This window comes from Polaromonas sp. (assembly GCF_012927485.1).
Lineage (GTDB): Bacteria > Pseudomonadota > Gammaproteobacteria > Burkholderiales > Burkholderiaceae_C > Polaromonas.
This window is the reverse complement of the sequence record NZ_JABBPC010000036.1, coordinates 56867-83029: the sequence shown is the minus strand read 5'-3', so window position 1 is coordinate 83029 and position 26163 is coordinate 56867. Positions and strand designations below refer to the sequence as shown.

Annotated in this window: 21 protein-coding genes and 1 riboswitch; of the genes, 5 read left to right on the top strand and 16 right to left on the bottom strand. The window is 57.7% G+C overall.

Features of this window, described 5'->3' with window-relative positions; genetic code table 11:
• Positions 1–16 precede the first annotated feature (16 nt).
• Positions 17–1162, top strand: a complete 1146-nt coding sequence (locus HHJ16_RS15360) for an anhydro-N-acetylmuramic acid kinase (RefSeq protein ID WP_296901997.1) — start codon at positions 17–19, stop codon at positions 1160–1162.
• A gap of 18 nt (positions 1163–1180) precedes the next feature.
• Here the strand turns inward: HHJ16_RS15360 and mdtD are convergent, their stop codons facing one another.
• The 6 genes from mdtD to rplM form a co-directional block, all read right to left on the bottom strand.
• Positions 1181–2605, bottom strand: a complete 1425-nt coding sequence (mdtD, locus tag HHJ16_RS15355) for a multidrug transporter subunit MdtD (protein WP_296901995.1) — start codon at positions 2603–2605, stop codon at positions 1181–1183.
• 349 nt (positions 2606–2954) lie between these two features.
• Positions 2955–3320: an iron-sulfur cluster insertion protein ErpA gene (erpA, locus tag HHJ16_RS15350; RefSeq protein ID WP_296901994.1), complete on the bottom strand. Its 366-nt coding sequence runs from the start codon at positions 3318–3320 to the stop codon at positions 2955–2957.
• A 108-nt stretch (positions 3321–3428) separates the two neighbouring features.
• Positions 3429–3830 carry a polymer-forming cytoskeletal protein gene (locus HHJ16_RS15345; protein WP_296901992.1) on the bottom strand — a complete coding sequence of 134 codons (402 nt, stop codon included), beginning with the start codon at positions 3828–3830 and terminating at the stop codon, positions 3429–3431.
• Positions 3831–3861: 31 nt separating this feature from the next.
• Entirely contained in the window at positions 3862–4569 is a 708-nt protein-coding gene (locus tag HHJ16_RS15340; RefSeq protein WP_296901989.1) for a DUF6776 family protein, read from the bottom strand.
• 99 nt (positions 4570–4668) lie between these two features.
• Positions 4669–5061 (bottom strand): 30S ribosomal protein S9, encoded by a 393-nt coding sequence (gene rpsI / locus HHJ16_RS15335; RefSeq protein ID WP_296901988.1) that lies wholly within the window; start codon positions 5059–5061, stop codon positions 4669–4671.
• 10 nt (positions 5062–5071) lie between these two features.
• Complete coding sequence (gene rplM, locus HHJ16_RS15330; protein WP_296901986.1) at positions 5072–5500, bottom strand: 50S ribosomal protein L13; 429 nt, start codon at positions 5498–5500, stop codon at positions 5072–5074.
• A 233-nt stretch (positions 5501–5733) separates the two neighbouring features.
• On the opposite strand from rplM, the gene rlmJ reads away from it, so the two are divergent.
• Entirely contained in the window at positions 5734–6753 is a 1020-nt protein-coding gene (rlmJ, locus tag HHJ16_RS15325; protein WP_296901984.1) for a 23S rRNA (adenine(2030)-N(6))-methyltransferase RlmJ, read from the top strand.
• Positions 6754–6790: 37 nt separating this feature from the next.
• Here rlmJ and HHJ16_RS15320 read toward each other — a convergent pair whose 3' ends face one another.
• The 7 genes from HHJ16_RS15320 to ahcY all read right to left on the bottom strand — a co-directional run bounded on the left by HHJ16_RS15320 (position 6791) and on the right by ahcY (position 14009).
• Positions 6791–7822, bottom strand: coding sequence for a cytochrome d ubiquinol oxidase subunit II (locus tag HHJ16_RS15320; RefSeq protein WP_296901982.1), 1032 nt, complete (start codon positions 7820–7822; stop codon positions 6791–6793).
• Positions 7815–9227, bottom strand: a complete 1413-nt coding sequence (locus HHJ16_RS15315) for a cytochrome ubiquinol oxidase subunit I (RefSeq protein WP_296901980.1) — start codon at positions 9225–9227, stop codon at positions 7815–7817. The genes HHJ16_RS15320 and HHJ16_RS15315 overlap by 8 nt, the downstream gene beginning before the upstream one ends.
• 2 nt (positions 9228–9229) lie before the next feature.
• The gene (locus HHJ16_RS15310) at positions 9230–9853 is read right to left on the bottom strand and encodes a GbsR/MarR family transcriptional regulator (protein ID WP_296901979.1); all 624 of its coding nucleotides are present in this window, start codon (positions 9851–9853) and stop codon (positions 9230–9232) included.
• A gap of 145 nt (positions 9854–9998) precedes the next feature.
• Positions 9999–10595, bottom strand: a complete 597-nt coding sequence (locus HHJ16_RS15305) for a septal ring lytic transglycosylase RlpA family protein (RefSeq protein WP_296901977.1) — start codon at positions 10593–10595, stop codon at positions 9999–10001.
• Positions 10596–10612: 17 nt separating this feature from the next.
• Entirely contained in the window at positions 10613–11443 is an 831-nt protein-coding gene (gene metF / locus HHJ16_RS15300; protein ID WP_296901975.1) for a methylenetetrahydrofolate reductase [NAD(P)H], read from the bottom strand.
• Positions 11444–11451: 8 nt separating this feature from the next.
• A complete protein-coding gene (locus tag HHJ16_RS15295) occupies positions 11452–12471 on the bottom strand; it encodes a TlyA family RNA methyltransferase (RefSeq protein ID WP_296901973.1) in 1020 nt (339 codons plus the stop codon).
• A 101-nt stretch (positions 12472–12572) separates the two neighbouring features.
• Positions 12573–14009, bottom strand: coding sequence for an adenosylhomocysteinase (gene ahcY, locus HHJ16_RS15290; RefSeq protein WP_296901971.1), 1437 nt, complete (start codon positions 14007–14009; stop codon positions 12573–12575).
• A gap of 104 nt (positions 14010–14113) precedes the next feature.
• Positions 14114–14188: riboswitch (S-adenosyl-L-homocysteine riboswitch) on the bottom strand.
• A gap of 65 nt (positions 14189–14253) precedes the next feature.
• Here ahcY and HHJ16_RS15285 point away from each other — a divergent pair.
• A complete protein-coding gene (locus HHJ16_RS15285) occupies positions 14254–15075 on the top strand; it encodes an HAD-IIB family hydrolase (RefSeq protein WP_296901969.1) in 822 nt (273 codons plus the stop codon).
• Between the two features lie 57 nt (positions 15076–15132).
• Here the strand turns inward: HHJ16_RS15285 and uvrA are convergent, their stop codons facing one another.
• The 3 genes from uvrA to HHJ16_RS15270 form a co-directional block, all read right to left on the bottom strand.
• Complete coding sequence (gene uvrA / locus HHJ16_RS15280; RefSeq protein WP_296901967.1) at positions 15133–21048, bottom strand: excinuclease ABC subunit UvrA; 5916 nt, start codon at positions 21046–21048, stop codon at positions 15133–15135.
• A 223-nt stretch (positions 21049–21271) separates the two neighbouring features.
• Positions 21272–21745 (bottom strand): hypothetical protein, encoded by a 474-nt coding sequence (locus HHJ16_RS15275; protein ID WP_296902369.1) that lies wholly within the window; start codon positions 21743–21745, stop codon positions 21272–21274.
• A gap of 326 nt (positions 21746–22071) precedes the next feature.
• Positions 22072–23730, bottom strand: coding sequence for an MFS transporter (locus HHJ16_RS15270; protein ID WP_296901966.1), 1659 nt, complete (start codon positions 23728–23730; stop codon positions 22072–22074).
• Positions 23731–24079: 349 nt separating this feature from the next.
• Between HHJ16_RS15270 and HHJ16_RS15265 the strand changes: the two genes are divergently transcribed.
• Both HHJ16_RS15265 and HHJ16_RS15260 read left to right on the top strand, forming a co-directional pair.
• Positions 24080–24388 (top strand): DUF485 domain-containing protein, encoded by a 309-nt coding sequence (locus tag HHJ16_RS15265; RefSeq protein ID WP_296901964.1) that lies wholly within the window; start codon positions 24080–24082, stop codon positions 24386–24388.
• A complete protein-coding gene (locus HHJ16_RS15260; protein WP_296901962.1) occupies positions 24385–26112 on the top strand; it encodes a cation acetate symporter in 1728 nt (575 codons plus the stop codon). Before HHJ16_RS15265 ends, HHJ16_RS15260 begins: the two co-directional genes overlap by 4 nt.
• The last annotated feature ends 51 nt before the right edge of the window (positions 26113–26163 follow it).

Below are 26163 nucleotides of genomic sequence, written 5' to 3'. Positions count from 1 at the left end.
GCGGCAAAATAGTTGCATGTCCGACTACTACATTGGCCTGATGTCAGGCACCTCTCTCGACGGTGCGGATGGCGTTCTGGTAGATTTTTCCAGTAAAAAGCCGCAGGTATTAGCCAGTGCCACGGAGCCGTTTTCTGACAGTTTCCGGGCAGAACTGCTGGCGCTGAATTCGCCCACGGACAACGAACTGCACCGAGCGGCACTGGCGGGGAACCAGCTGGCTGCGGTCTATGCCAAGGTGGTCGCCGCCCTCTTGGCCCGCGCCGCTGCGCAAGGCATTTCCGCAACGCAAATTCAGGCTATTGGCGCTCATGGGCAGACGGTACGGCACCAGCCTCAGCGAACGTCCAGCGAAGCCGCAGGCGTTGGCTACACCCTTCAGCTTAACAATCCCGCTTTGCTGGCCGAGCTCACCGGGCTGAACGTGGTCGCAGATTTCCGTAGCCGGGATGTGGCGGCTGGCGGCCAGGGCGCCCCACTGGTTCCTGCGTTCCATCAAAGTGTGTTTGGTCGGCCGGATGCCATCGTGGCGGTGCTGAATTTAGGTGGCATTTCCAACCTCAGCGTGCTGTCCCACGAACCAAGCTCCTTCCGATCGCCCATATCGGGTTTCGATTGCGGACCAGGCAATGCGCTAATTGACGCCTGGTGCCAGCAGAACACCGGTCAAGCCTTTGATGCGGGAGGGGCTTGGGCGGCCACTGGGCAACTGTTGCCGGTTCTGTTGGCCCGATTGCTGCAGGAACCTTATTTTTTCAAGCCACCTCCCAAAAGCACGGGCAGGGATCTTTTTAGCTTGGCTTGGCTGCGTGAGAAATTGGCATCCTTCGGCACAGAACGCCCCGAAGACATTCAAAATACATTGACGGAATTGACTGCTTACGCTTGTTCGGCGGACGTTTTAAGCTATGGAAAAAATAGCAAAGAACTGATCGTTTGCGGAGGCGGTGCTTTTAATCAGTACCTCATGGAGCGCCTCCAGACCCGCTTGCCGTTCCTGTGCGTCTGCCCCTCAGATCGATACGGTTTGCCTCCTTTGCAGGTCGAGGCAGCCGCTTTTGCCTGGCTGGCGCGCCAAATGGTCCGGCGGGAACCGGGTAATCTGCCGAGCGTGACCGGCGCGGCCAACCCGCGCATATTGGGGGCCTTTTACCCGGCCTGACGTCCGGGCAATGGCGGGTTAACCATGGCCCGAAACTTCTGACGCTTCGGCTTTTTTTACCACCCGCACTGCGGGTGACAGCTGCCAGAAAATGCTTGCCGAGGCGAGCGTGATGAGGCCCATGCAGGCAAAGGTCGCCTGAAAGGAGTGCAGTGTCTGCGCAGCATCGCCGCTGCCGAAAAAACCAGAGAAGGCCGCCAGCACGGCTCCCGCCGCCGCGACGCCCATACTCATGGCGAGCATTTGCACCATGGAAAGCAGGCTGTTGCCGCTGCTGGCCATGCTGCCGTCCAGATCCCGCAGAGTCACCGTGTTCATGGCGGTGAACTGCATGGAGTTGACCGCACCAAACACTACCAACTGTAAAATATGCAGCCACACCGGCTGCGCGGGCGCGATGAACGCAAAGCTCGCCATCGTGAGTCCCACCAGCGAAGTATTCACTACCAGCACTTTCCGGTAGCCATAGCGCGTTATCAGCGGTGTCGTGACCCGCTTGACCAGCATACTCGCCAAAGCGACTGGCACCATCATGAGCCCGGCCCGGAACGGAGAGTAATCAAGACTGACCTGTAACAGCAAGGGCACCAGAAACGGCATACACGAACTACCCAAGCGCGAAAAAAGATTTCCCAGCAAGCCGATACTGAGCGTGGGAATAGAAAAGAGGTGGGGTGAAAAAAGTGGATCTGGACGCGTTGCGGCATGGAGCCAATAAGCGGTCAGGCTGGCCATGCCAAACACCAGCAACACCAGCACGATCGCCTGCTTCAGTCCCAACCCGGACAGCCCATCAACCGCCAGGGACACCGCTACCATGCCAAAAGCGAGGTAGAGGTAACCCGGTAAATCAAAGCGGGGAGTGGTGAGCCGAGGGTTGTCCTGCATATAGAACACCGTGGCTAAGCAACCCACCACCCCGACTGGAATATTGATCAGAAAAACCCAATGCCAAGTGGCCACTTCCACCAGCCACCCGCCTAGCGTGGGGCCAATCAGTGGACCCACCAGACCGGGAATGGCGATAAAGCTCATAGCCTGCAGAAAGCGCTCGCGCGGAAAAGCCCGCAATACCGCCAGCCGCCCCACGGGCAGCAGCAGAGCGCCGCCCAAACCTTGCAACACGCGCGCAGCGACAAGCTGGGTCAGGCTCTGCGACAGGGCACAAGCAATGGAGCCGGCTACAAACAGGGATATCGCCCACACGTAAATCCGTCGTGTGCCGAAGCGGTCAGCAATCCAGCCCGAGGCCGGAATCACCATGGCCATGGTCAGCGAATACGCCACCACCACGGATTGCATGCGCAATGGGCTTTCGCCAAAACTTCTGGCCATCGCCGGCAAGGCCGTATTGACGATCGTAGCGTCGAGGGTTTGCATGAAAAACCCAACCGCTACCAACCAGAGCAGCTTGCGCAGTGATTTTTCTTCGGCTTGAGTCACAGAAAACGCCCTAGTGTTGAACCGACGGGAGCCTACTAGAAATCGGCTTCCTGATTTCACGAGCAAAACTTTTAGACTCAACCATGACCGCACAACTCCTGAGGGATCGCCAGTGGAAAAATCGCGGGCAGATGCTGCAGCGGTAAATCGTCGCCTGCGGAAGGTCTGGCGTCAATTTTTGGAGGTGGCATTGCAGATTGCTTTCGCTAACTCACCCTTGCCCCGTTTTTGGCTGGTGTGATTGATAGTAAGCCCAAGTTGACCCGATTGCCCCAAAGGGCAAAAAGCGAAAAGCCGCCAGAGAGGCGGCTTTTACTTGCGGATAAAGTGACTTTACCCCATAAAAGACTCAGGCAGAGAAGCTTGAACCGCAACCGCAACTGCTGGTGGCGTTGGGGTTCTTGATGACGAACTGGGCACCTTCTAAATCGTCTTTGTAGTCAATCTCGGCACCGACCAGATATTGATAGCTCATCGCATCGATCAATAAGGACACGCCATTTTTCGTCATCGTGGTGTCGTCCTCGTTGGTGACCTCATCAAAAGTGAATCCATACTGAAAGCCGGAACAGCCGCCTCCCTGCACAAAGACACGCAGCTTCAGGTCCGGATTGCCTTCTTCAGCAATCAATTCAGCCACTTTGGACGCTGCACTGTCGGTAAAGACGAAAGGGGCAGGCATCTCGGTTGGGATATTTTCGGCGACGGCGTTCATAGGAGACTCCAATATTCAGAATTTACCCAATGAATAGTACAGTAAATCAATCAACCATAACACGCATGCGTATATCTGGCCTTGGCGTGATTAATAGCTAATCACCAGCTAGTTATTGTTGGCGGCCAGCTTCAAGGTCGGCTTTTCTTCCAGTACCTGGTGCGCGAGAGGGCACAACTTTCCTGAGATGACGGCCCCCTGGTGCATTTCAAGCGCCTTGTAGGAGACGTCCCCTTCAATTTTAGCTTTCGGCTGAAGTTCCAGTAATTCAGAGGCATGGATCGGACCGATTACACGACCATTGATGATCACATGGTCGGCATGAATGAGACCGGTCACAACGGCGGACTCACTGATCACCAAAATGCTGGCACCGCCTTCACTGGAGCGAATGTCGCCAATCACCTTGCCATCGACCCGCAACCCGTCGGTGAATTTAAGGTTGCCTTCAATGCAACTGCCCTCGGCAATCAAACTTTTGATCGGGGGCTGCTTTTTTATACCGAACATAAACAGATTCCTGTGGGTGGGGAAGTGGAGATTAGAGCTTGAACGTTTGAACGGAGCGAACTGCCGATCCTTCAATAACTTTGGCCGTCATGGTTTTTACCACGGCTTGAGGAGGCAAATCGAAGACGCCCTCCACTCTGCGGTATTGTTTGAACTGCAAAACCTGTGAACCACCGGGTAAGCTCATGGTCCAGGACTTTCCGCCTTGCGTACCACTGAGCGTCAGATCCAGCTTGCCGTTAAACCCCTGCGCGCTTTTGACCGGCTGTATGACCAGCACCTGCCACTTCAACTGGGATGCCGACAAGCTTTCGGCCTGCAAACTACGTATGGATGCCACTTCAGCACTCCCGGCGGGCAACAGTTTCTCAAAAAAACCGAGATCATCGCGTAAGCTGCTATTGTCCAATTCGAGTTGCTTGATCTGGCTCATCATCTTCTCCTGAGCCGCCTTTTCTGCGGTCATCAGGCTGCCAGAGGTATTGGCAATTGACTGCGCTTTGTCGCGGTCTGAATGCAGGCTGATGACCTCTTGCCGAAGCAAGTTCAACTCGTCTTTGGCATCGGTGTCCAGGCCCGTAATTCCTTTGCCGAACTCAAACGCCCACAAGGCGATCGCGGCGGAAAACCCCAGCACCACCGCTCCGGCAATCCAGCGTAAAGGCCAGGGAAGAGCGTTGCGCACGACCATGCGCGGAGAACTGAGGGTCAAACGGCGACGAAACAGGCGGAATTTCAAAGCAGCTCCTTAGTTTTTCAGTCCGGGGACAGAACAACCAGAAAAAAGAGCCACCAGGCGGGAACCGTGGCGGCTTTCTTTTCGACCAGAAAAAGCGGATTAACGCTTGCTGAACTGTTTGCGACGGCGTGCTGAGCGGAAACCGACTTTTTTACGTTCGACTTCACGTGCGTCACGCGTTACAAAACCAGCCTGGCTCAATGCCGGCTTGAGTGTGGCGTCATAGTCAATCAGCGCACGGGTAATGCCGTGGCGCACTGCGCCCGCCTGACCGGACTCGCCACCGCCGTGAACGTTGACCATGATGTCAAACGTCTCGACGTGATTTGTCAGAAACAGGGGTTGACGGCAAATCATGATCGAGGTTTGACGGCCAAAGAACATCTGGATGTCCTTGTCGTTCACCGTGATCTTGCCAGTGCCTTTTTTGAGAAACACGCGGGCGACGCTTGATTTGCGACGGCCGGTGCCATTGTTCCATTCACCAATCATCAATAGCTCCTTAGATGTCCAGCACTTTAGGCTGTTGGGCGGTATGCGGGTGTTCTGCACCACCGTACACCTTGAGTTTCTTGATCATGGCGTAACCAAGCGGACCTTTGGGCAGCATGCCCTTGACGGCTTTTTCCAAAGCGCGGCCAGGATGCTTGGCTTGCATGTCACGGAAATTGGTTGCAGTAATACCGCCGGGGTAGCCCGAATGACGGTAGTAGATTTTGTCAGTGGCTTTGGCACCCGTGACACGCAGCTGCGCTGCGTTGATGATGACGATGAAGTCACCGGTATCGACGTGAGGCGTATAAATGGCCTTGTGTTTGCCGCGCAAACGGAGAGCAACTTCGCTGGCTACTCGTCCGAGGACCTTGTCGGTCGCGTCAATCACAAACCACTCGTGCGTCACGTCAGCGGGTTTGGCGCTGAACGTTTTCATGAGTTATCTTTCGAAATGGTTTGTCGGGTTCTTTTCCACGGTCGGCGTTCCTCTGTTGGGAACCTCTTAGGTGGTAATTTGTACACGAACCCCCGAAAATCCTCATCGAAACGAGGCCGCCGAAAGCATGGGACAACTCTGCCGCGGAACCACTCGGCGCTGCAGAGCCCCAGATTATATGAAAAATCAAGGACTTGCGCCAATTTCTCGCAGCGAGAAGGTAGGATATACCCATGTTTTCCTACCGCCACGCCTTTCATGCAGGCAATCACGCCGACGTCCTCAAGCACACCACGCTAATCGCGTTGATGAAGTATTTGACCCAGAAGGACACGGCGTTGACTGTGATCGACACTCACGCGGGGGCGGGGTTGTACCGACTCGATGGCGACTACACCGAAACCAGCGGCGAAGCTTTGGAGGGAATTTTCAAGCTTCTCTCGGCACAGAAAACGGCTTCTGCCCCCGCAGACCACCGACCTTCAGCGACTAAAAAAGGTAACGCCGCCTCACCTTCTGCGGAGCCAATCAAACCGCGTCTCGCCGTCCAGGCTACGCCAGCCGGTGGGTGGGCACCGGCCTTGCAAGACTATATCGACGTATTACGCGGCCTGAACCCCCAATTCGCTGAGACCGGCGATGTGGCCCACCTGAAAATTTATCCAGGCTCGCCATTTATTGAGCAGAAATTCCTGAGCGGCCGTGACAAGCTCAAGCTGTTTGAGTTGCACCCCACCGACTTTAAATCGCTTGCCGGCAATATTGAGCAGCTTGGTGTTGGCCGCCAAGTGACGGTTGCCCGCGAGGACGGCTTTGAAGCCCTTAAAACCTTTTTACCCCCCCCTGCTCGTCGGGCCATGGTGCTGTGCGATCCCAGCTATGAAATGAAGACCGACTATGCCCGCGTGGCCGCCTGCCTGGTTGATGCCGTCAAGCGCTTTGCCACCGGCACTTATGTGGTCTGGTATCCCATCATTCCGCGACCCGAGGCGCATGATTTACCGCGTAAGCTGAAAACCCTCGCCGTTAAAACAGGGCGGAGCTGGTTGAGCGCCACCTTGACAGTGAAATCCAGCAAATTAACCACTGACGATGCCGGGGAAGTCATTCGGCCAGGGCTGCCCGCCAGCGGCATGTTCATCATCAATCCGCCGCACACGCTCAAAGCGGAGTTACAAATGGCTTTACCGCAGATGGTCGCCTTCCTCGGACAAGACCGCAACGCAGGCTTCACGTTGGAACAAGGCAGTTGATCCGTAGTACTGGCCCAACTGGCACGGCATAGACGCCTCAGTACTTCAGCGCTGTACTTTTGCCCCAGAACACGCGGTAAGCAAATACGGTGTAGCCAATAATCATGGGTAGCACGACCAAGGCGCCCACCAGAATAACGCCCATGGCTTCAGGTGCCGTAGCGGCCTGCCAGACAGTGATCCGGTCAATGACCAGCCAGGGAAACAGACTGTAAGCCAGTCCATAGAACGCCAGCAGGAATACGCCCACCGTCGCCCCAAAGGGCACCCAGGCGCCGTATTCGTTGCCTTGAGCCAGCCGCACCGGCAAGCGCTGCAGACTCCTGTAAATGACGGCAAACAGCACTGCCGTGGCCACTGGAATCGGCAACAACAACACGATGTTGGGAAACGAGAACCACTTGTTAAAAATGCTCGGGCTGACCAGCGGCGTAGCAATCGAGATGGCGGCGACACCCGCCATAGTGAGCAGCAGGCTGCCTCTGGCCCAGTGCACCGCTCGCAGCTGCAAGGCGCCTTCTGCCTTAATGAGAAGCCAGCCTGCGCCCAGCAGGCAGTAGGCCGCCACGAGCGCCAGGCCGATCACCGCATTAAAGACGATGCTCCAGCCTGTGGTGGCAAAACCGGTGATCAGCGACCCCAGCATGTACCCCTGGGACCACCCGGCCAACAGCGAGCCGGCGTAAAACGCACGGTTCCAACGCGGCTTGTGGGCGCCGCGTGCCTTGACGCGAAAGTCAAAAGCCACGCCGCGCAGCGTCAGCCCAATCAGCATCATTGCGACTGGCAAATACAAGGCGCCGAGTATCACGCCGTGGGCCATGGGGAAAACGGTGAGCAAAATGCCGACCCCCAAAACCAGCCAGGTTTCATTGGCATCCCAGAACGGACCAATGCTGGCAATCATGGTGTCCTTGTCCTCTTCGCTGGCGCGGCGCATCAGCACGCCGACGCCGAGATCGTAGCCGTCCAGAATCACATAGGCCAGCATCGCCAGGCCCATGACCACCAGAAAGACAATCGGCATCCAGCCTGCGGCCTCCGATAGATTGGGCGCCAGGTCAAGCATGAACAGCACCTTGGCCAGTTAAATAATTAGCCGGGTAGTTGACAACATTCGGCCCGTCCTCGAGGTTGTTGGTCGAAGTCTTTCCACCAGTCGCTTTGCTATTGGCAAGATGGAACAACACCGAGACGTAAGCCACGAGGAGCGCCGCATAAAGCGTGAGGTACAGCGACAGTGTCAGCGCAATCCGCGGTGCCGGCACCTGAGAGGCGGCATCTGCAGCTGTCAGAACACCAGACACCAGCCAGGGCTGCCTTCCAATCTCCGTCAGGTACCAGCCTGCAACGAGTGCCACCCAGCCCGCAAAAGTCATCGCCACCAACACCCGCGCCTGCCAAGGCTTGAGCGTACGCGAAGCCTCTTTTTTCCACGGTGCCAGCTGGAAGGTCGCCGCCCAACTCACGGCGAGCATCAGCAACCCCATGGCGACCATGATGCGAAACGCCCAGAACACCGGCGCAACAGGCGGATGCTTGCCTTGAAAATCATTCAGGCCTTTGACTTCGCCGTCGAGACTGTGAGTGAGGTACAGCGAAGCCAGTTTTGGGATCGCGATTTCGTAGCGATTTTCCCGGGCCTTGGCGTCGGGCAATGCAAACAGCACCGCCGGTACCCCCTTCTGGGTTTGCCAGATACCTTCCATCGCCGCCAGCTTGGCCGGCTGATGCTCCAGCGTGTTGAGGCCGTGGAAATCGCCCGCGATGATCTGCAGCGGAATCAAGACCGCAGCGAGGTAAATGCCCGTTTTGAGAGTGGCCATGACCTCTGCGCCGCGTTCATTGCGCAACCAGCGATAGGCAGACAGGCCAGCGACCAGAAAAGCCACCGTCAGGCCAGACGCCAACATCATGTGGGTAAAGCGGTAGGGAAATGAGGGGTTGAAGATCACCTCGAACCAGCTGGTGACGTGGGCCTGCCCGTTGATCATTTCAAATCCTGCAGGCGTGTGCATCCACGAGTTCAAGGCCAGAATCCAGAACGCGGACAAGGTGGTGCCACCCGCCACCAGCAGCGTGGCCACGGTGTGCATCCTTTCACTGACGCGCTTGCGCCCAAACAACATGACGCCCAGCATCGTGGCTTCCAGGAAAAAAGCCGTCAGCACTTCATACGCCAGCAACGGGCCAGCGATATTACCCACCTTCTGCATGAACCCAGGCCAGTTGGTGCCAAACTGAAAGCTCATGGTGATGCCACTTACCACGCCCAACGCAAAGGTCAGCGCAAAAATCTTCACCCAGAACTGGTACGCGTCCATCCAGTGCTCATCCTGCGTCTTCACGTAACGCAGTTTAAAAAAGAGCAGCACCCAAGCCAGCGAGATACTGATCGTCGGGAACAAAATATGAAACGTCATGTTGGCGGCGAACTGAATTCGGGCCAAAACAAATGCATCAAGTCCGTCCATGCTTAACCCCTTTTCTCGTCAAGAACATTCGCACACTGCGCTCCCACCAGAGTCGGTACGACGCGACCCGTAAAACCGGCTTTAACCGTATTGGTCACTTTGTCTTTGACTTCCAGCAGCCGCTGCACTTTGGCGCCCATTTTCATCAGACTGGCCAATGTCGCGGAATCCATTTTCTGTACATCGGCGAGCCAGCCCGTCATCAACTCCACCAGATCGTGCATCTGCTTCATTCTGGCTTGCGCATGCAGATCGTCCTGGCCGGACGGTTGCTCCATCAGTGCGTCACGCAGCATCGATAGCGTTGGATCGATCTCGCGCTTGCGCCGCTCCTCCGCAACCGTACGAAAAATCGCCCAGACGTCTTCCGGTGCCTGAAAATACTCGCGTCGATCATCTGGCAAATGCTGTGGCCGTACCAGGTTCCACGACTGCAGTTCCTTCAAACCCATGCTGACGTTGGAGCGCGAGAAGGCCAGCGCCTCGCCGATGTCGTCTGCATTGAGGGCTCTGGGCGACACGTACAACAGCGCATAAATTTGTCCGACGGTGCGGTTGATTCCCCAGCGGCTGCCCATCTCACCGAAGTGGAGGACGAAACGTTGAGTCAGGGGAGGAAGGTTCATGATCAAAATTATTGAAGTTTCAGGAATTACTGAAAGTTTAATAATTCAAGCCAGTTTTCTGCTTGTCGATGTTTTTGACCTGCTCGCCATAAGGGGTAAAAATATCAAGGAGAACCCCATGCACCAGCCCGAGACGCATCATCCGTTAAGGAGACCCGGACGACGACGACCGCCGTTTGGTACGTCGGTTTTTCTTGACAGGCGCAACTAGCTCGTCACCTAACTGGGTAGATTCTGGCACCTTCAGTGATACTTCCGTCACCCCAAGCTCGAGCAGGCCCAACGCCTCTGCTGCAGCCTGACTTACGTCGATCACACGCCCCCGCGTAAACGGGCCACGGTCATTAATCCGAACGTCCACTTCCCGTCCGAGCGCCACACTGCGCACTCGTACCACCGTGCCAAATGGGAGCGTCCTGTGAGCTGCAGTCAGGGCGTACATGTCGTAGCGCTCGCCACTGGCCGTGCGTCGCCCATGAAATCGCGGGCTGTACCAGGACGCCTTGCCGCGTTCCAATTGCTTGGCCGCTTCCCCTGTGAGGAGATACTTATCGTCTACCGTCGCCCGGACCTCCGGCAAAACGGCGGAGGGCGGACGTGATTCGTCTGCTTTTCCCTGGCTCTTGGCGTCCACCGCTGCAGGGTTGGGTGCCAAGGGAGACGGTAACGGTAACGTTGAGCAGCCGGTCAACAACGTCAGCAGGCTTGCGGTGATCCAGCACTTAATGACGCGCCTGTACATTGACCCAGAACCAAAGATCAAAGCGGAGTCAAGCGACGGAGAATCTCCGTCGTCGCCGCAGCCTGGTTCATCGTATAAAAATGAATACCGGGCACGCCGGCCGTACACAACTGGACGCACAAGTCAGTGATCACGTCCAGCCCAAAACTTTTAATGGACGCCGTGTCATCGCCAAAGCCTTGCAATCGCAGTCGAATCCAGCGTGGGATTTCTGCGCCGCAGGCATCGCTAAAGCGCATCAGTTGGGTCGAGCTGGTAATCGGCATAATGCCCGGTACGACAGGCACATCGGCGCCAAGACGGGACGCGTCGTCGACAAAGCGGAAATAAGCGTCCGCGTTGAAAAAATATTGGGTGATGGCCGAATTGGCGCCTGCTTTCACCTTGGCCGCAAAAGCTTTCAGGTCGGCATCAGCAGATTTTGACTGCGGGTGAATTTCAGGGTAAGCGGCGACCTCGATATGAAATGCAGCCCCCGTTTCCGAGCGAATAAAAGCCACCAGATCGCTCGCGTAGTGAAATTCTCCGCCCATACCGTAACCGCTGGGCAAGTCACCGCGCAAGGCAACGATGCGTTTTACTCCCATGGCCTGCAGAACCGCCAGCTGTTGCCGCACCGTGGATTTTGTCGCGCCTACGCACGAGAAATGGCAGGCAGCCGCCACCCCTTCGCCCAAAATTTCCTTCACGGTCTGGAAGGTGCCCTCTTGCGTCGAACCCCCTGCACCAAAGGTCACGGAGCAGAACTCGGGCTGATGCCGATACAAGGCTTGTCGGGTGGCGCGCAACTTCTCGACGCCATCGGGCGTTTTAGGGGGGAAAAATTCAAAACTAACCGGAACATTCATCACGGGCCTTACTCGTTTATTTCTTTTTCATCGGCTTTTTTGCCGCGTCGTTTGCCCCGCGCCGGTCCGTGCTGGCCCGCATGCGCGGCTTCTGGGTCTTCGTTCGGTTCGTACGATTCGCGCAGAGCACTGCGGGGAAGGCGTTTGGGCGTTTTTCTCTGCGGTGCAGCGGCCAGCGGCTGATCTTCACCGATGCCCTCGTGACCTTTCTCAGCACCGATAAAAAACTCGCGGTTCCCATCACCGCCAACGATGGGCGACTCGATCCACGCCGTCACAGCAAGCCCTAAACCAGTGCACGCATCGCGCAGCCGCTTTTCAACAAATTCAAACAGCGACGCATCGCGCACAATGCCGCCTTTGCCCACCTGCCCCGGCTGAAGCTCGAACTGCGGCTTGACCAGCATGAGCAAATGCCCGCCCGGTTTAAGCAGGCGCACCACGGCGGGCAGCACCAGGGTCAGGGAAATAAACGACAAATCGCCGGTCAGAAAATCAAATCCTGTGCCAAAACTGGTGCAATCTATTTCATCCTCGGTGCCGTTATCTTCTGTGCCGCTGCCGATTTGAACTGCGCGCCGGCAATGCTCAACCAAATCGTCCGCTGTCAGTGATCGCGCATTGACCCCCTCGATGCACACCACCCGCGGGTCATCGAGTAGCGTGGCATGCAGCTGGCCGTGTCCCACGTCCACGCCAACCACTGTCGCCGCACCGTGCTGCAACAGGCAGTCGGTGAAGCCTCCGGTGGACTGGCCCACATCGAGACAGCGCAAGCCCTTCACGGACAGGCCAGTGCTTCTCAAGGCACCTTCTAGTTTTAACCCGCCGCGCGAAATGTATTTCGCTTCGGAGTTGTCCAGCACCTGCAGTTCGGCCAGTACCGGCAGTTCATCGCCGTTTTTGGCGACTTTCTTCCAAACGCCTTCGACTTCAACGCGCCACTGGACGCCCGAGGCAATCAGGCGCTGGGCCTGGGAGCGGGTGGTGGCAAAGCCGTGTTCGACCAGAAAAAGATCAGCGCGCATACAGTTCGACCCACGTCAAGGTTACGTTTAAAGGCGCGGTCAAACGTCAGGTTCGCTTCACCTCGCTCTGCCCTCTTCCTGCGGAAGAGGGCGTGAAGTGATCAATAGCGGTAGCTGTCGGCCTTGTAAGGACCTTGCTTGGGCACCCCGATATAAGCGGCTTGCTCATCACTCAACTCCGACAACATTGCGCCCACCTTCTTGAGGTGCAAACGCGCCACTTTTTCATCCAGATGCTTGGGCAGTACATACACCTTGCCGACTTCATAGTCGGCCTGCTTGGTGAACAGCTCAATCTGCGCGATGGTCTGGTTGGCAAAGCTCGACGACATCACAAAGCTGGGGTGGCCGGTGCCGCAACCCAGATTCACAAGGCGGCCTTTGGCCAACAAAATGATGCGCTTGCCATCCGGGAAAATCACGTGGTCGACTTGCGGCTTGATTTCTTCCCAGGTGCAGGCTTCTAACGAGGCGACATCGATTTCATTGTCGAAATGCCCAATGTTGCAGACGATGGCCTGATCTTTCATCTTTGCCATATGGTCATACGTAATGACGTTTCGGTTGCCCGTCGCAGACACAAAAATATCGGCTTTGTCTGCCGCGTATTCCATGGTCACGACCTTGTAGCCTTCCATCGCAGCCTGCAAGGCGTTGATCGGATCAATCTCCGTCACCCACACTTGGGCGCTCAGCGCGCGCAATGCTTGTGCGGAACCCTTGCCCACATCGCCGTAGCCGGCCACGCAGGCCACTTTTCCGGCAATCATCACGTCGGTGGCGCGTTTGATGGCATCTACCAATGATTCCCGGCAGCCATACAGGTTGTCGAACTTGGACTTGGTGACCGAATCGTTGACGTTGATGGCGCGCAAGGCTAGCGTGCCCTTGGCCGACATTTCGTTCAACCGCAGTACGCCGGTGGTCGTTTCTTCGGTCACGCCGACGATATTTTTCAGACGACGGCTGTACCACGTAGCATCCTGCGTCAACTTGACTTTGATGGCGTTGAACAGGCAAATTTCTTCTTCGCTGCCCGGGTTCGCCAGCAAGCTGGCGTCTTGCTCTGCCTTGCTGCCCAAGTGCATCAGCAACGTCGCGTCGCCGCCATCGTCCAGAATCATGTTCGGACCTTCTTCCGGGGTGCCTTTAGCGCCCGTGAATTCGAAGATGCGGTGGGTGTAGTCCCAGTAGTCGGCCAAGGTCTCACCTTTGATGGCAAAGACGGGTGTGCCTTTAACCACTATTGCGGCGGCGGCGTGGTCCTGCGTCGAGAAGATGTTGCAGGAGGCCCAGCGCACGTCGGCACCGAGCGCCTGCAGCGTTTCAATCAACACACCGGTCTGGATGGTCATGTGCAACGAACCGGTGATGCGAGCGCCCTTCAACGGCTGCGCTTTCGAGAATTCTTCGCGAATCGCCATCAGGCCGGGCATCTCGGTTTCGGCAATTTTCAGTTCCTTGCGGCCCCAGTCGGCAAGCGACAGGTCGGCAATAACGTAGTCAGGGTTCTGTACGGGTTTCAGTACGGCGTTCATTGGGAAAGCTCCAAAATCATGAATCGAATTGGCAAAATAGCCCCGGACGCAGGCCGTGAATCTGGGGGAGTCTGTTGATTTGACTCACCCGGCGCCAAGGCACATGCGGGTGAGCGTGGTTGCAAATGAAAGTCTTGAGCCTAGACCACATGCCGTGGGTTGCAACGCTCCTCAAGAACTGTGCATTGTATAGAACACCTCAAAGCTTCGCCAGGCGCCCGCAATGGCGTGCGAAAATTTCACCATGCAAGAATTAAAGCACTGGAGCCTTAAGGACCGACGCGGCATCACCGGCGTTTTGACAGACATTGACGACACCCTGACCACCGACGGGGCCATCACTGCCGATGCGCTCGCGGCACTGGCGGCTCTGCAGCGAGCCGGTCTCACGGTGATCGCCGTCACGGGGCGCCCAGCGGGTTGGAGTGAGCCTTTTGCAAGGGCGTGGCCGCTAGACGCCGTCGTGGCAGAAAATGGCGCTGTCGCGTTTTCCTTACAGAAAAAAGCGCCCTGGCCGAACAGCGCCGACCACCACCCGCTGGCAAAACGTTATCAACAAGATGCTGCAACCCGCTGCGCCAACTACGCCCGAATGCAACAGGTGGCGCAACGCATTCTGCGCGAGGTGGCAGGTGCGGTCCTTGCTGAAGACAGCGCTGGGCGCGAAACCGATATCGCGATTGACCATCATGAATTTGCGCACTTGTCCGCCGCTCGCATTGCGCAGACCGTACAGATCATGCAAAGCGAAGGCATGAACGCCACCGTCAGCAGCATTCATATCAACGGCTGGTATGGCACACACAACAAGTTGACAGGTGCCCGCTGGATCGTGAGCGAGCTGCTGGGCCGAGAGTTAGACGCTGAAAGGGATCGCTGGGTGTATGTCGGCGACTCGACCAACGACCAACTCATGTTCGAGGCCTTTCCGCACTCAGTGGGGGTCGCCAATGTGCGCCGCTTTGAAGCGCAGCTGGCCCACCCGCCTCGCTACATTACCGAAAGCGAGCGCGGCGCAGGTTTTGCGGAAATGGCGGCAGCCTTGCTGGCCGCACGCACCGGCTGAGCCGTTTTTAGGCCTGACTGTCAGAAGGAACAGCCCCTTTCGTGCCCCTGCCGCCGTCTATTTAATAGCCACCATGTCAAGCACTTCGCGCCCTCTGGCCAGCACACTTTGCAACGCTTTCCCGGTGTGGGTTCCCAGCGCCACTACCGCTTCAGGCGGCGCAGAGGCCACAACACAGCCACCGGCGTTGCCGCCCTCCGGCCCGAGGTCAATGACCCAGTCCGCCTCCGCAATCACGTCGAGATCATGCTCAATCACCACGACGCTGTGGCCGCCGCTGACCAGCCGGTGCAACACCTGAATCAGCTTTTCCACGTCGGCCATGTGCAAACCTACCGTCGGTTCATCGAGTACATAAAGCGTGTGCGGGGCTCTCTGGCCGCGCCGCGTGATGTCATCGCGCACTTTGCTCAGCTCGGTTACCAGCTTGATACGCTGCGCTTCACCGCCCGACAATGTGGGCGATGGTTGGCCCAAGGTGAGGTAGCCGAGCCCCACCTCTTTGAGCAGTTGCAGTGGGTGGCTGATGCTGGGCATGGAGGCAAAGAAGTCCACCGCCTCATCCACTTCCATTTTTAGCACGTCACCAATGCTTTTGCCGCGCCAGGTCACGGCCTGGGTTTCGGGGTTGAAGCGCGCGCCGTGACAGGTTTCGCACAGCACTTTGACGTCGGGCAGAAAGCTCATCGCAATGGTTCGCACGCCAGCGCCCTCGCAGGTCGGGCAGCGCCCTTCTCCGGTATTGAACGAAAAACGCCCAGCCGCATAACCGCGCGCGCGGGCTTCCAGCGTGTCGGCAAAGAGCTTGCGAACGGTGTCCCAAAAGCCGATGTAGGTGGCCGGGCAGCTGCGCGGCGTTTTGCCAATCGGCGTTTGGTCCACTTCCAGCACACGGTCAACCACCTGGTAGCCTTCGATGCGCTCGCAACCGGTCCAAGCGGGGTGTTGACCTGCGTCGTCGGCGTCACGCCCGGCTTTGGTTGAACGTTGCAGCACCGCCGCGTGGACGTTGGTGAGCAGCACGTCACGCGCGAGAGTCGATTTGCCGGAGCCAGACACACCCGTCACCGCCACCAGCCGGTACAGCGGCACCGCGACGGACACGTGTTGGAGGTTATGCAAGGTCGCATTCGCCACTGAGATCCAGGATGTGAATGGGCTGGCGGCGACGGGGCCGGCGTTGTGGCTGGCACTGGCGCTCGCGGCTGCGGCGCGCAGTGCTGCCGCTTTCAGCGCGGCTTTTTTTTGCTTTCCCACGGGCTTGGCGTCGGCCAGATGCTGCGTTTCCTCAACCGCAGGTGCCGATCCCCTGAGCGTTTCCCGGCGAACCTGCAACGGGTGAATCAGCGGATGCGCCAAGTAGTAGCCCGTCAACGACTCAGGCACCGCAGACAACTGCGCGACGGTGCCCTGGGCCACCAAGCGCCCGCCGCGTTTGCCGGCACCCGGGCCAATGTCGATGATGTTGTCGGCGCGGCGTATGGTGTCTTCATCATGCTCGACCACCACCAGCGTGTTGCCCCGATCACTCAACTTGCCCAAAGCGCTCAAAAGAATCTGGTTGTCGCGCGGGTGCAGCCCAATAGTCGGCTCGTCCAGCACATAGCAAACACCTTGCAAATTAGAGCCCAACTGGGCTGCCAGCCGAATGCGCTGCGCTTCGCCACCCGACAGCGTGGGGGCGCCCCGGTCCAGCGTGAGATAGCCGAGCCCTACGTCTTCCAGGAATTCAAGGCGGCTTTTTATCTCGGGAATCAGATCGCGGGCAATGCCGGCCTGGCGCCCCACGAGCGCCAGCTTTTCAGCCCAGTGATGCACTTCCTTCACCGACAAGGCGGCAATGTCGGCAATACCGACGCCGGAAAACGTCACTGCACGGGCCTGGCTATTCAAGCGCGATCCCTCGCACGTGGGGCAGACCGTATTCGCCACATCATCGACCTCGGATTCGCCGCCATAGGCGTTCAAGCTCTGCTCGCGCCCCTTGTTGTCATCATCCATGACTGAATCGTCGAAAACCTTGCGCTGGTCTTTCGTGAGCTTGACGCCCGTACCCACGCAGTCCGGGCACCAGCCGTGTTTGCTGTTGTAGCTGAACATCCGCGGGTCCAGCTCGGGGTACGAGGTGGCACAAACCGGGCAAGCGCGCTTGGTTGAGAAGGCCTCTAATTGACCGAGATGTTTGGTGCTGACTCCCGCCGCCATCGCAGCCTGCAAGCCACTGAGCGGTGCCAGCACGTGCACCACGCCTTTGCCATGCTCCAGCGCAGTGGCCAGAGCCAGCCGCAACGCGGCTTCGTTGTCAGGTGTCACGTGGATGTCCGCAATCGGCAACTCGACGGTGTGCTCCTTAAAGCGATCGATGCGCGGAAAACCGGTCGTGGGCAAGAACTCGCCATCGACGCGCAAATGGGTGTAGCCGCGCGGGCGCGCCCAGTCAGCCAATTCTGTGTAGACGCCTTTGCGGTTGATCACCAGCGGGGCCAAAAGACCAATGTGTTGACCACGGTAGGTTTTAAGGATCTGGGCGGCAATGCTTTCAGGGCTCTGCGGCATCACCGCCGCGCCGTCTTTGGTGCAGTGCTGCACGCCCAACTTGACGTAAAGCAAGCGTAAAAAATGCCAGACTTCGGTAGTGGTGCCGACGGTGGACTTTCGCCCTCCGCGGGACAAGCGCTGCTCAATCGCCACGGTGGGTGGAATGCCGTACACCGCGTCGACTTCAGGGCGTCCCGCCGGCTGCACAATGCTGCGCGCATAGGCATTCAGCGACTCCAGATAACGCCGCTGGCCTTCGTTGAACAAAATATCAAAGGCCAGCGTGGATTTGCCCGAACCGGACACGCCCGTGACCACATTGAACTTGCCGCGGGGAATATCCACCGACAGGTTTTTGAGGTTATGTTCCTTGGCGTTAACGATCTGGATCAGGTTCGAGAAAGCCGGGCGGGTCGCCCACACTCTGGGCCGCGATTCCTCAACTTTGTGCACTTGACCCATGGCCTGCTCATAGTCGCGCAACGCCTTGCCCGTGTGCGAGGTAGGATGCTGCCGCACCTCTTCAGGCGTACCCTCTGCAACCAGCAAGCCACCGGCTTCACCGCCTTCAGGCCCCAGATCAATCAGCCAGTCGGCAGACCGGATCACATCCAGATTGTGCTCGATGATGATCAGGGAATGTCCCGCTTCCAGCAACCGGCGCAGCGCTCGCATGAGTTTGGCAATATCGTCGAAATGCAGGCCGGTAGTCGGCTCGTCGAACAAGAAAAGCGTGCCGCGGCTGGGATTCCTGAGCGCCAGCGCTTGCTTGCTGGCGCTCGCAGTTTTACTGGCACCCGCCAGAAATCCTGCGAGCTTGAGCCGCTGGGCTTCCCCGCCCGACAGCGTTGGAACGGGCTGGCCCAGCTTCACATATTCCAGTCCGACCTCGACAATGGGTTGCAGTGCGCGGACCACTTCCCGGTCCTGCGCAAACAGCTGGATGGCTTCGCTCACGGTGAGTTCCAGTACATCGGACACACTCAGCAGAACCGGTTTGAGCTGGCCGATGGCCTTGCGCTCGATCGTGACTTCAAGAATTTCGGGCCGGTAACGTTTGCCGTCACAGTCCGGACAGCGCAGGTACACGTCGCTCAGAAACTGCATTTCCACATGCTCAAACCCTGAACCACCGCAGGTCGGGCAACGCCCATCACCATTGTTAAAACTGAATTTCGAGGCGGTGTAGCCGCGCTGCCGGGCCAGCGGTGCCTGTGCAAACAGTTCACGCACGGCGTCCCAGGCACCTACGTAGCTGGCCGGATTGGAGCGCGCCGTCCGGCCTATGGGCGACTGATCGACAAACACCACGTCCGTCAGGTGGTCGGCGCCCATCAACCGATCGTGCAGACCCGGCGTTTCAGTAGCCTTGCCAAACTGGCGCAGCAATGCCGGGGCAAGGATGTCCTGCATCAAGGTGGACTTTCCAGAGCCGCTCACCCCGGTCACGCACACCAGGCGCTGCAGCGGAAACTCAATCGTGAGATTTTTCAGGTTGTGGTCACGGGCGCCTTCCAGAATAAGGCGGGGCGTGTTGTCGGTCACGGCGCGTTTGAAGCCCATGCTCACCTGCTTGCGCCCCCCAAGGTAAGCCCCTGTGAGGGTATCGGCGTGCTTCAAGTCTTCGGGCGTACCGTCAAACACGATCTCGCCGCCTTTCTCCCCGGGGCCGGGACCCATGTCAATCATCCGGTCGGCCGCCAGCATCACGGCCGGATCGTGTTCGACCACCACCAAGGTATTGCCGGCGTCGCGCAGCCGGTGCATGGCTTGGGTAATGCGGCCCATGTCGCGCGGGTGCAAGCCGATCGAAGGCTCATCCAGCACAAACAACGTGTTCACCAACGAAGTGCCGAGTGCCGTCGTTAGATTGATGCGCTGCACTTCCCCGCCCGAGAGCGTGCGGCTCTGCCGGTCTAGCGTGAGGTAGCCGATACCCACATCGCAGAGGTACTTCACACGCGTTCGGATTTCCTCAAAGAGTGATTTGAGGGCGTTCTTCTCGGCATCGTCGCCCCTCACCGACATCCCCGATTCGTCGAAAAATTTCCGCAGGCGGTCTATCGGCAACCGCATCAGGTCATGCACGCACAGACCCGGCAAGAATTCGAGTTGCTCGCGGCTCCAATGCACACCCACCGGCATGAAGCGCTGGCTGGGTGGCAGCACGGCATCGGCGGCGGCTTTGGAACCGAGCCGCCAAAGCAGGGATTCAAGCTTGAGGCGTGCGCCCCCGCAGGTTTCGCAAGGCGTGTAGCTGCGGTACTTGGACAGCAGCACGCGAATGTGCATTTTGTAAGCTTTGCTTTCCAGGTAGCCGAAGAACCGTTTGATGCCAAACCAATGCTGGTTCCACTTTCCGTTCCAATTAGGAGACCCGTTGATCACCCAACCCTGCTGCTCCGGCGTGAGCTTGTACCAGGGCGTGTCGCGGGGAATGCCTGCGGCTTCAGCATGACGCATCAGGTCGTCTTGCGCTTCTTTCCAGGCAGGCGTCTGCATGGGCTTGATGGCGCCAGCACGCAGCGTGAGCTTGTCGTTGGGAATCACCAGCCCGTAATCCACACCGATCACCCGACCAAAGCCCTTGCAGATTTCGCAGGCTCCCATCGCCGAGTTAAAGGAAAACAGAGAAGGGGTCGGATCGGCGTAGCGCAGATCGCTTTCAGGGCAATGCAGGCCGGTAGAAAAGCGCCACATTTCATCGGGCTCTCCCCCTCCGTCCGCGCCCTGCTGCACGTACACATTGACACGACCACCGCCGCGCTTGAGTGCCGTTTCGATCGCCTCCATCACCCGCACCTTTTCGGCGGTGTGCAGGCGCACGCGGTCGGCCACAACATCCAGCAGTTTGTGCGGCCCGGCGGGGGTGGAGAGCTCGCGTTCCGCATGCACGCGCGTGAAGCCGCTGGCCGATAGCCATTGTTCGAGTTGCTCGGGACTGGTGTTGCCCGGAAGTTCAACCGGAAAAGTGATGACTACCCTGGGGTCGCTGTGACCGGTGCGAGACATCAACTCGGCATAAATGGACTCAGGCGTGTCATGACGAACGCCTTGCGCGGTCTGCTTGTCAAACAGCTGCGCGCCCCGTGCGTACAACAGCTTCAGGTGATCATTCAGCTCTGTCATGGTGCCCACGGTAGAACGCGAACTGCGCACCGGATTGGTTTGGTCAATCGCGATCGCCGGGGGCACCCCTTCCACCTTATCCACTGCGGGCTTGTCCATGCGGTCCAGAAACTGCCGCGCGTAGGCCGAAAACGTCTCCACATAGCGTCGCTGGCCTTCGGCAAACAGCGTGTCAAACACCAGCGAAGACTTTCCTGATCCGCTGGGCCCGGTTACCACCGTCATTTCACCGGTACGTATATCCAGATCAAGATTTTTTAGGTTGTGCTGGCGCGCTCCGCGAATGCGGATGGTTCCCTGGGACATGGATGGGTGCTTTCCTGAAGAGGTCAGATATTCTAGACAGGGGGCTCGTAGACGTTAAGCGTGGGGTTAAACGCCCGTCTTTCCATCAAGCAATGTTTTGCCAAGCGGTCGGCCATTGACGGCGATAGCAAGCCAATTCGGATCTACGCAGTGAAGCCCCCGCCCCGGTTCAAGCGCGAAGCCGGGGTCTTTCAGGTCGAAAAATCGCTTCCGCTACGCCACCTCAGTCAAACAGCGCAGTTTCCAGTTCCTTGAACTTCTCGGTGCCGACGGCTTCCTTGATTTTTGGGGCCAACTCTTTGAGCTTGGTCACATCGCTTGCGGCTTCGACCGCCAGATTAAGCCGAAAGCCGCGCAAACCCAAACTCGCGGTGAGCCGGATAGCAATCGGGTAGGCCCTTAAATAATGCGCTTGCGCATCCAGGCTGGGCGCTCCGGCAACACTTTGCGCGGAAGCGGGTACCAGTTGGGGCCCGGGTAAAGGAGGCAATACGACTGCGCTGACCACCAGCAGACCGAGTTCCACCAGGTGACTCACATCCTCTGCCGTGACCCCCAAGCCAGCAGTCGCCTTGAGGACGTCATCCGCGCTGCGTTTGCCATCGAACATGATGAATGCCGAGCGCTGCCGGGGGGTTAGCCCGAGGGAACGATCGCGCAAGGCAGTTTGACCCAACTCCGTCTTCGAATAAATCATCATTGTGTCTCCTGTCAACGCGCGGTGGACACCCCCTTGCGGAGGACGGCGTTCAGCGACATCGTCATGTAGTGATGCCCCACCTCATTTTAATTCAATCTATTTCTTCTCCCCCCGATTGTCCGTTTTGCGGCTAAAAATCGTTGGCTTGACTGACTATATACAGTGCCAGATCTGCCAATACAGTAAATACCCCACCCGTCTTTCACAAAATCTTTTGCCAAAAGAAACAAGCCCCCGGCAAATGATGACGGGGGCCTGTTCACCTTTATAAAGTGGTTCTGATCAGCGTGGACGATTTGGAGCCCAGGCGGATGCAAAACCCATCAGTCGTTGGCGTAAATATCCACGTCCTTGGTTTCCTTGACGAACAGCGTGCCGACCACCAGCGTCATCGCGGCCACCACAATCGGATACCAAAGACCGTTGTACATATTGCCGGTCTGCGCCACGATGGCCAGTGCCGTCGCCGGTAGCAAGCCGCCAAACCAGCCGTTGCCGATATGGTAGGGCAGGCTCAGGGAGGTGTAACGAATGCGGGTCGGGAACATCTCGACCAGCATTGCCGCGATCGGGCCATAAACCATGGTGACCAGAATCACCAGATAGGTGAGGAGGAGGACGAGGGTCACTTTGTCCACCTTGGCCGGATCTGCTTTGGCGGGGTAGCCGGCAACCTTCAGGGCGTCAGCGGTCGCCTTCTTGAATTCGATGTCTTTCTTCTTCGCGTCATCAGCCAACAATCCGGCAGATTTATAGCTCGTGATGACCGTCTCACCAATCCGGATAGTGGCGGGTTCACCCGCTGCCCCCGCTGCATTTTCGTAGCTCACCGAGTTGGCGGAGAGCACCTGCTTGGCAATATCGCACGAGCTGGTGTATTTGGCGGTCCCGGTGGGGTTGAACTGAAACGAGCATTCCCGCGCATCAGCGGTCACCACGACCTTGTTTTTGGCTTGGGCGGCTGCCAAATCGGGATTGGCGGCCTTGGTCAGGGCAGTGAAAACCGGGAAATAAGTGACTACGGCCAAGAAACAACCCGCCATGATGATGGGCTTTCGGCCAATCTTGTCAGACAGCGACCCGAATATCACAAAGAACGGTGTGGCGATGATCAGCGAGGCCGCCACCAGCAAGTTCGCCAGGACACCGTCAACCTTCAGGGAACCCATGAGAAAAAACAGCACGTAAAACTGCCCGGTGTACCAGACCACCGCCTGGCCGGCGGTCAGGCCAATCAGCGCCAGAATAACGATCTTGAGATTCTTCCACTGTCCGAATGACTCGGACAACGGCGCCTTGGACGTCCTGCCTTCCGCTTTCATCTTGGTGAAGGCAGGCGATTCATTCATGCTCAGGCGGATGTAAACCGAAACGGCCAGCAGCAGGATGGAGACCAGGAAGGGAATGCGCCAGCCCCAGTCGGCAAAAGCGGCTTCGCCGATCACCGTACGCACACCCAGAATCACCACCAGCGACAACAGCAGGCCCGCCGTCGCCGTGGTCTGGATCCAGGAAGTGAAGAAACCACGTCGCCCAGCCGGCGAGTGCTCTGCAACATAAGTGGCGGCGCCGCCATATTCACCGCCGAGCGCCAACCCTTGCAACATGCGCAGAGCGATCAGGATAATTGGCGCGGCCACGCCAATCGAGCCATAACTGGGCAGCAGACCCACTATAAAAGTTGACAAGCCCATGATCAGGATGGTGACCAGAAAGGTGTACTTGCGGCCAATCATGTCGCCCAAACGCCCGAACACCAGCGCGCCAAACGGCCGCACGATAAAGCCGGCAGCAAACGCCAGCAACGAAAAGATGGTGCGCGAAGCGGGATCAAGGGCCGAAAAGAACTGGTTACCGATGATCACGGCCAGGGTGCCGTAAAGATAAAAGTCGTACCACTCGAAAACTGTACCGAGTGACGACGCAAAGATCACCTTTTTCTCTTCCGGCGTCATCGGCCGGTTGGGTGCTGTTATTGCCATTTTTATGTCTCCTGTAGTAGTTAATCGCATCACCCCGAACAGGTGCTGAGCATTACTATCCGATCCCGTGCTGACCCGGTTCTGACGCCAATCCGCCGGCAACTTACGTGAAACTGAATATCAACTTACATATCAGGCATTAACCCTAACGGGTCATTTCTCATTGCGATAAATCAGCGGTGAACCCCGCCTTAACTCCCTTTTTCAGCCTGCAGCGCATTAGGGAATGTCCTAACGTTACAGCGGTAAAAACGTAAGGACTTGGTCAGTACCTCCCCACAAAATTCACGTCTTGCAGTGCCCGTCCCGGGCAGTTGTCAATATTGACTTCACCAGTCGGAGGAAACATATGAGTGATCCTGTTGTGGCCAAAATAGAGGCCAATCCGAAGTACCACGAGCTACGCAGAAAACGGAATTCATTTGGGTGGTTGCTGACCATCATCATGATGGTGGTGTACTACGGCTACATCGCACTGATTGCATTCGACAAGCCATTTTTGGCGCAGCCGATCGGTGCCGGCGTCACGTCCCTGGGTATTCCCATCGGTTTGGGCGTGATTATTTTTACCATTGTTATTACCGGCATTTATGTTCGTCGTGCAAACGGCGAATACGACCGCCTGACCGCTGAAATTTTGAAAGAGGCTTCCAAATGAAGGCTGGACTCCAATTCCTGGCCGCGTTGACGGCGCTGCTGGCAGCCGCCGCTGCACAAGCCGCAGGGGCCGACCTGGGACAGGTTGACAAGCAACCGACCAATTGGGTGGCGATCAGCATGTTCGCTCTTTTTGTGGTCGGCACGCTGTTCATCACCAAATGGGCCGCTGCCAGAACTAAATCTGCAGCCGATTTCTACACCGGTGGCGGTGGCATTACCGGCTTCCAGAATGGCCTGGCCATTGCGGGCGACTATATGTCGGCCGCCTCTTTTCTGGGAATTTCTGCCGCCGTGATGGCGTCGGGCTACGACGGGCTGATTTACTCGATCGGCTTTTTGGTCGGCTGGCCCGTAATTACTTTCCTGATGGCTGAGCGCCTGCGCAATCTCGGTAAATTCACTTTTGCCGACGTCGCCGGTTATCGCTTCCAGCAAACGCCCATCCGCATTTTTGCGGCTTCGGGCACGCTGGTAGTGGTCGCGTTTTATCTGATTGCACAGATGGTGGGAGCTGGCGCCCTGATCAAGCTGTTGTTTGGCCTGGATTACTGGATCGCCGTTGTGATCGTCGGTGCGCTGATGATGGTTTACGTGCTGTTTGGCGGCATGACGGCCACCACCTGGGTGCAGATCATCAAGGCCTGCCTGCTGCTCGCTGGCGTGACCTTCATGGCGTTCATGGTCATGTCGCAGTTCGGCTTCAGCTTTGAGGCCCTGTTTGCCAAAGGCGTCGAAGTTAAAACCCAACTCGCAGCCAATGGCGGCAAAGCACCGGAAGAAGCCGCCAAAATAGGCTTGGCCATCATGGGCCCCGGAGGCTTTGTGAAGGATCCGATTTCAGCCATCTCTTTTGGTATGGCGCTGATGTTCGGTACCGCCGGTCTGCCCCACATCCTGATGCGTTTCTTTACCGTGCCGGATGCCAAGGAAGCCCGCAAATCGGTATTTTGGGCGACGACGTGGATCGGCTACTTTTACGTGCTGATCTTCATCATCGGCTTTGGTGCCATCACGCTGGTTCTGACCAACCCTGAGTTTGCAAATACAGCCACCGGCATCATCAAAGGTGGTGGCGGCTCGGCCAACATGGCGGCCGTTCTGGTGGCCAAAGCAGTCGGTGGCAACGTCTTCTTCGGCTTTATCTCAGCGGTGGCTTTTGCAACCATTCTGGCGGTGGTGGCGGGCCTGACTTTGTCGGGTGCGTCCGCCGTCTCGCACGATCTGTATGCCACCGTGATTAAAAAAGGCAACGCCGACAGCGCTTCGGAATTAAAGGTTTCACGCATGACGACGGTGGTACTCGGCGTGATCGCCGTGGGCCTGGGTATTGCCTTTGAAAAGCAGAACATCGCCTTCATGGTGTCGCTCGCTTTTGCGATTGCAGCGTCTGCCAATTTCCCGGTGCTGTTCATGTCCGTTCTCTGGAAAGACTGCACCACCAAAGGTGCTGTGATTGGTGGCTTCTTGGGACTGATTTCTTCCGTCGGCTTGACGGTCGTGTCGCCCTCCGTATGGGAAGCCGTGCTGGGAAATCCCAAGGGCTCGGCCATGTTCCCGTATTCCTCGCCGGCCTTGTTCTCGATCACGATTGGCTTTGTCGGCGTGTGGCTCTTCTCGGTGCTCGACCGCAGCCCTCAAGCGGCTAAGGAACGTGGCCTGTACAAGGCGCAGCAGGTGCGCTCGGAGACAGGTCTTGGCGCTTCAGTTTCTTCAGGCCATTGAACCCAACCGGTCTAACCCTCTAAAAAAGCCGGGCATCTGCCCGGCTTTTTT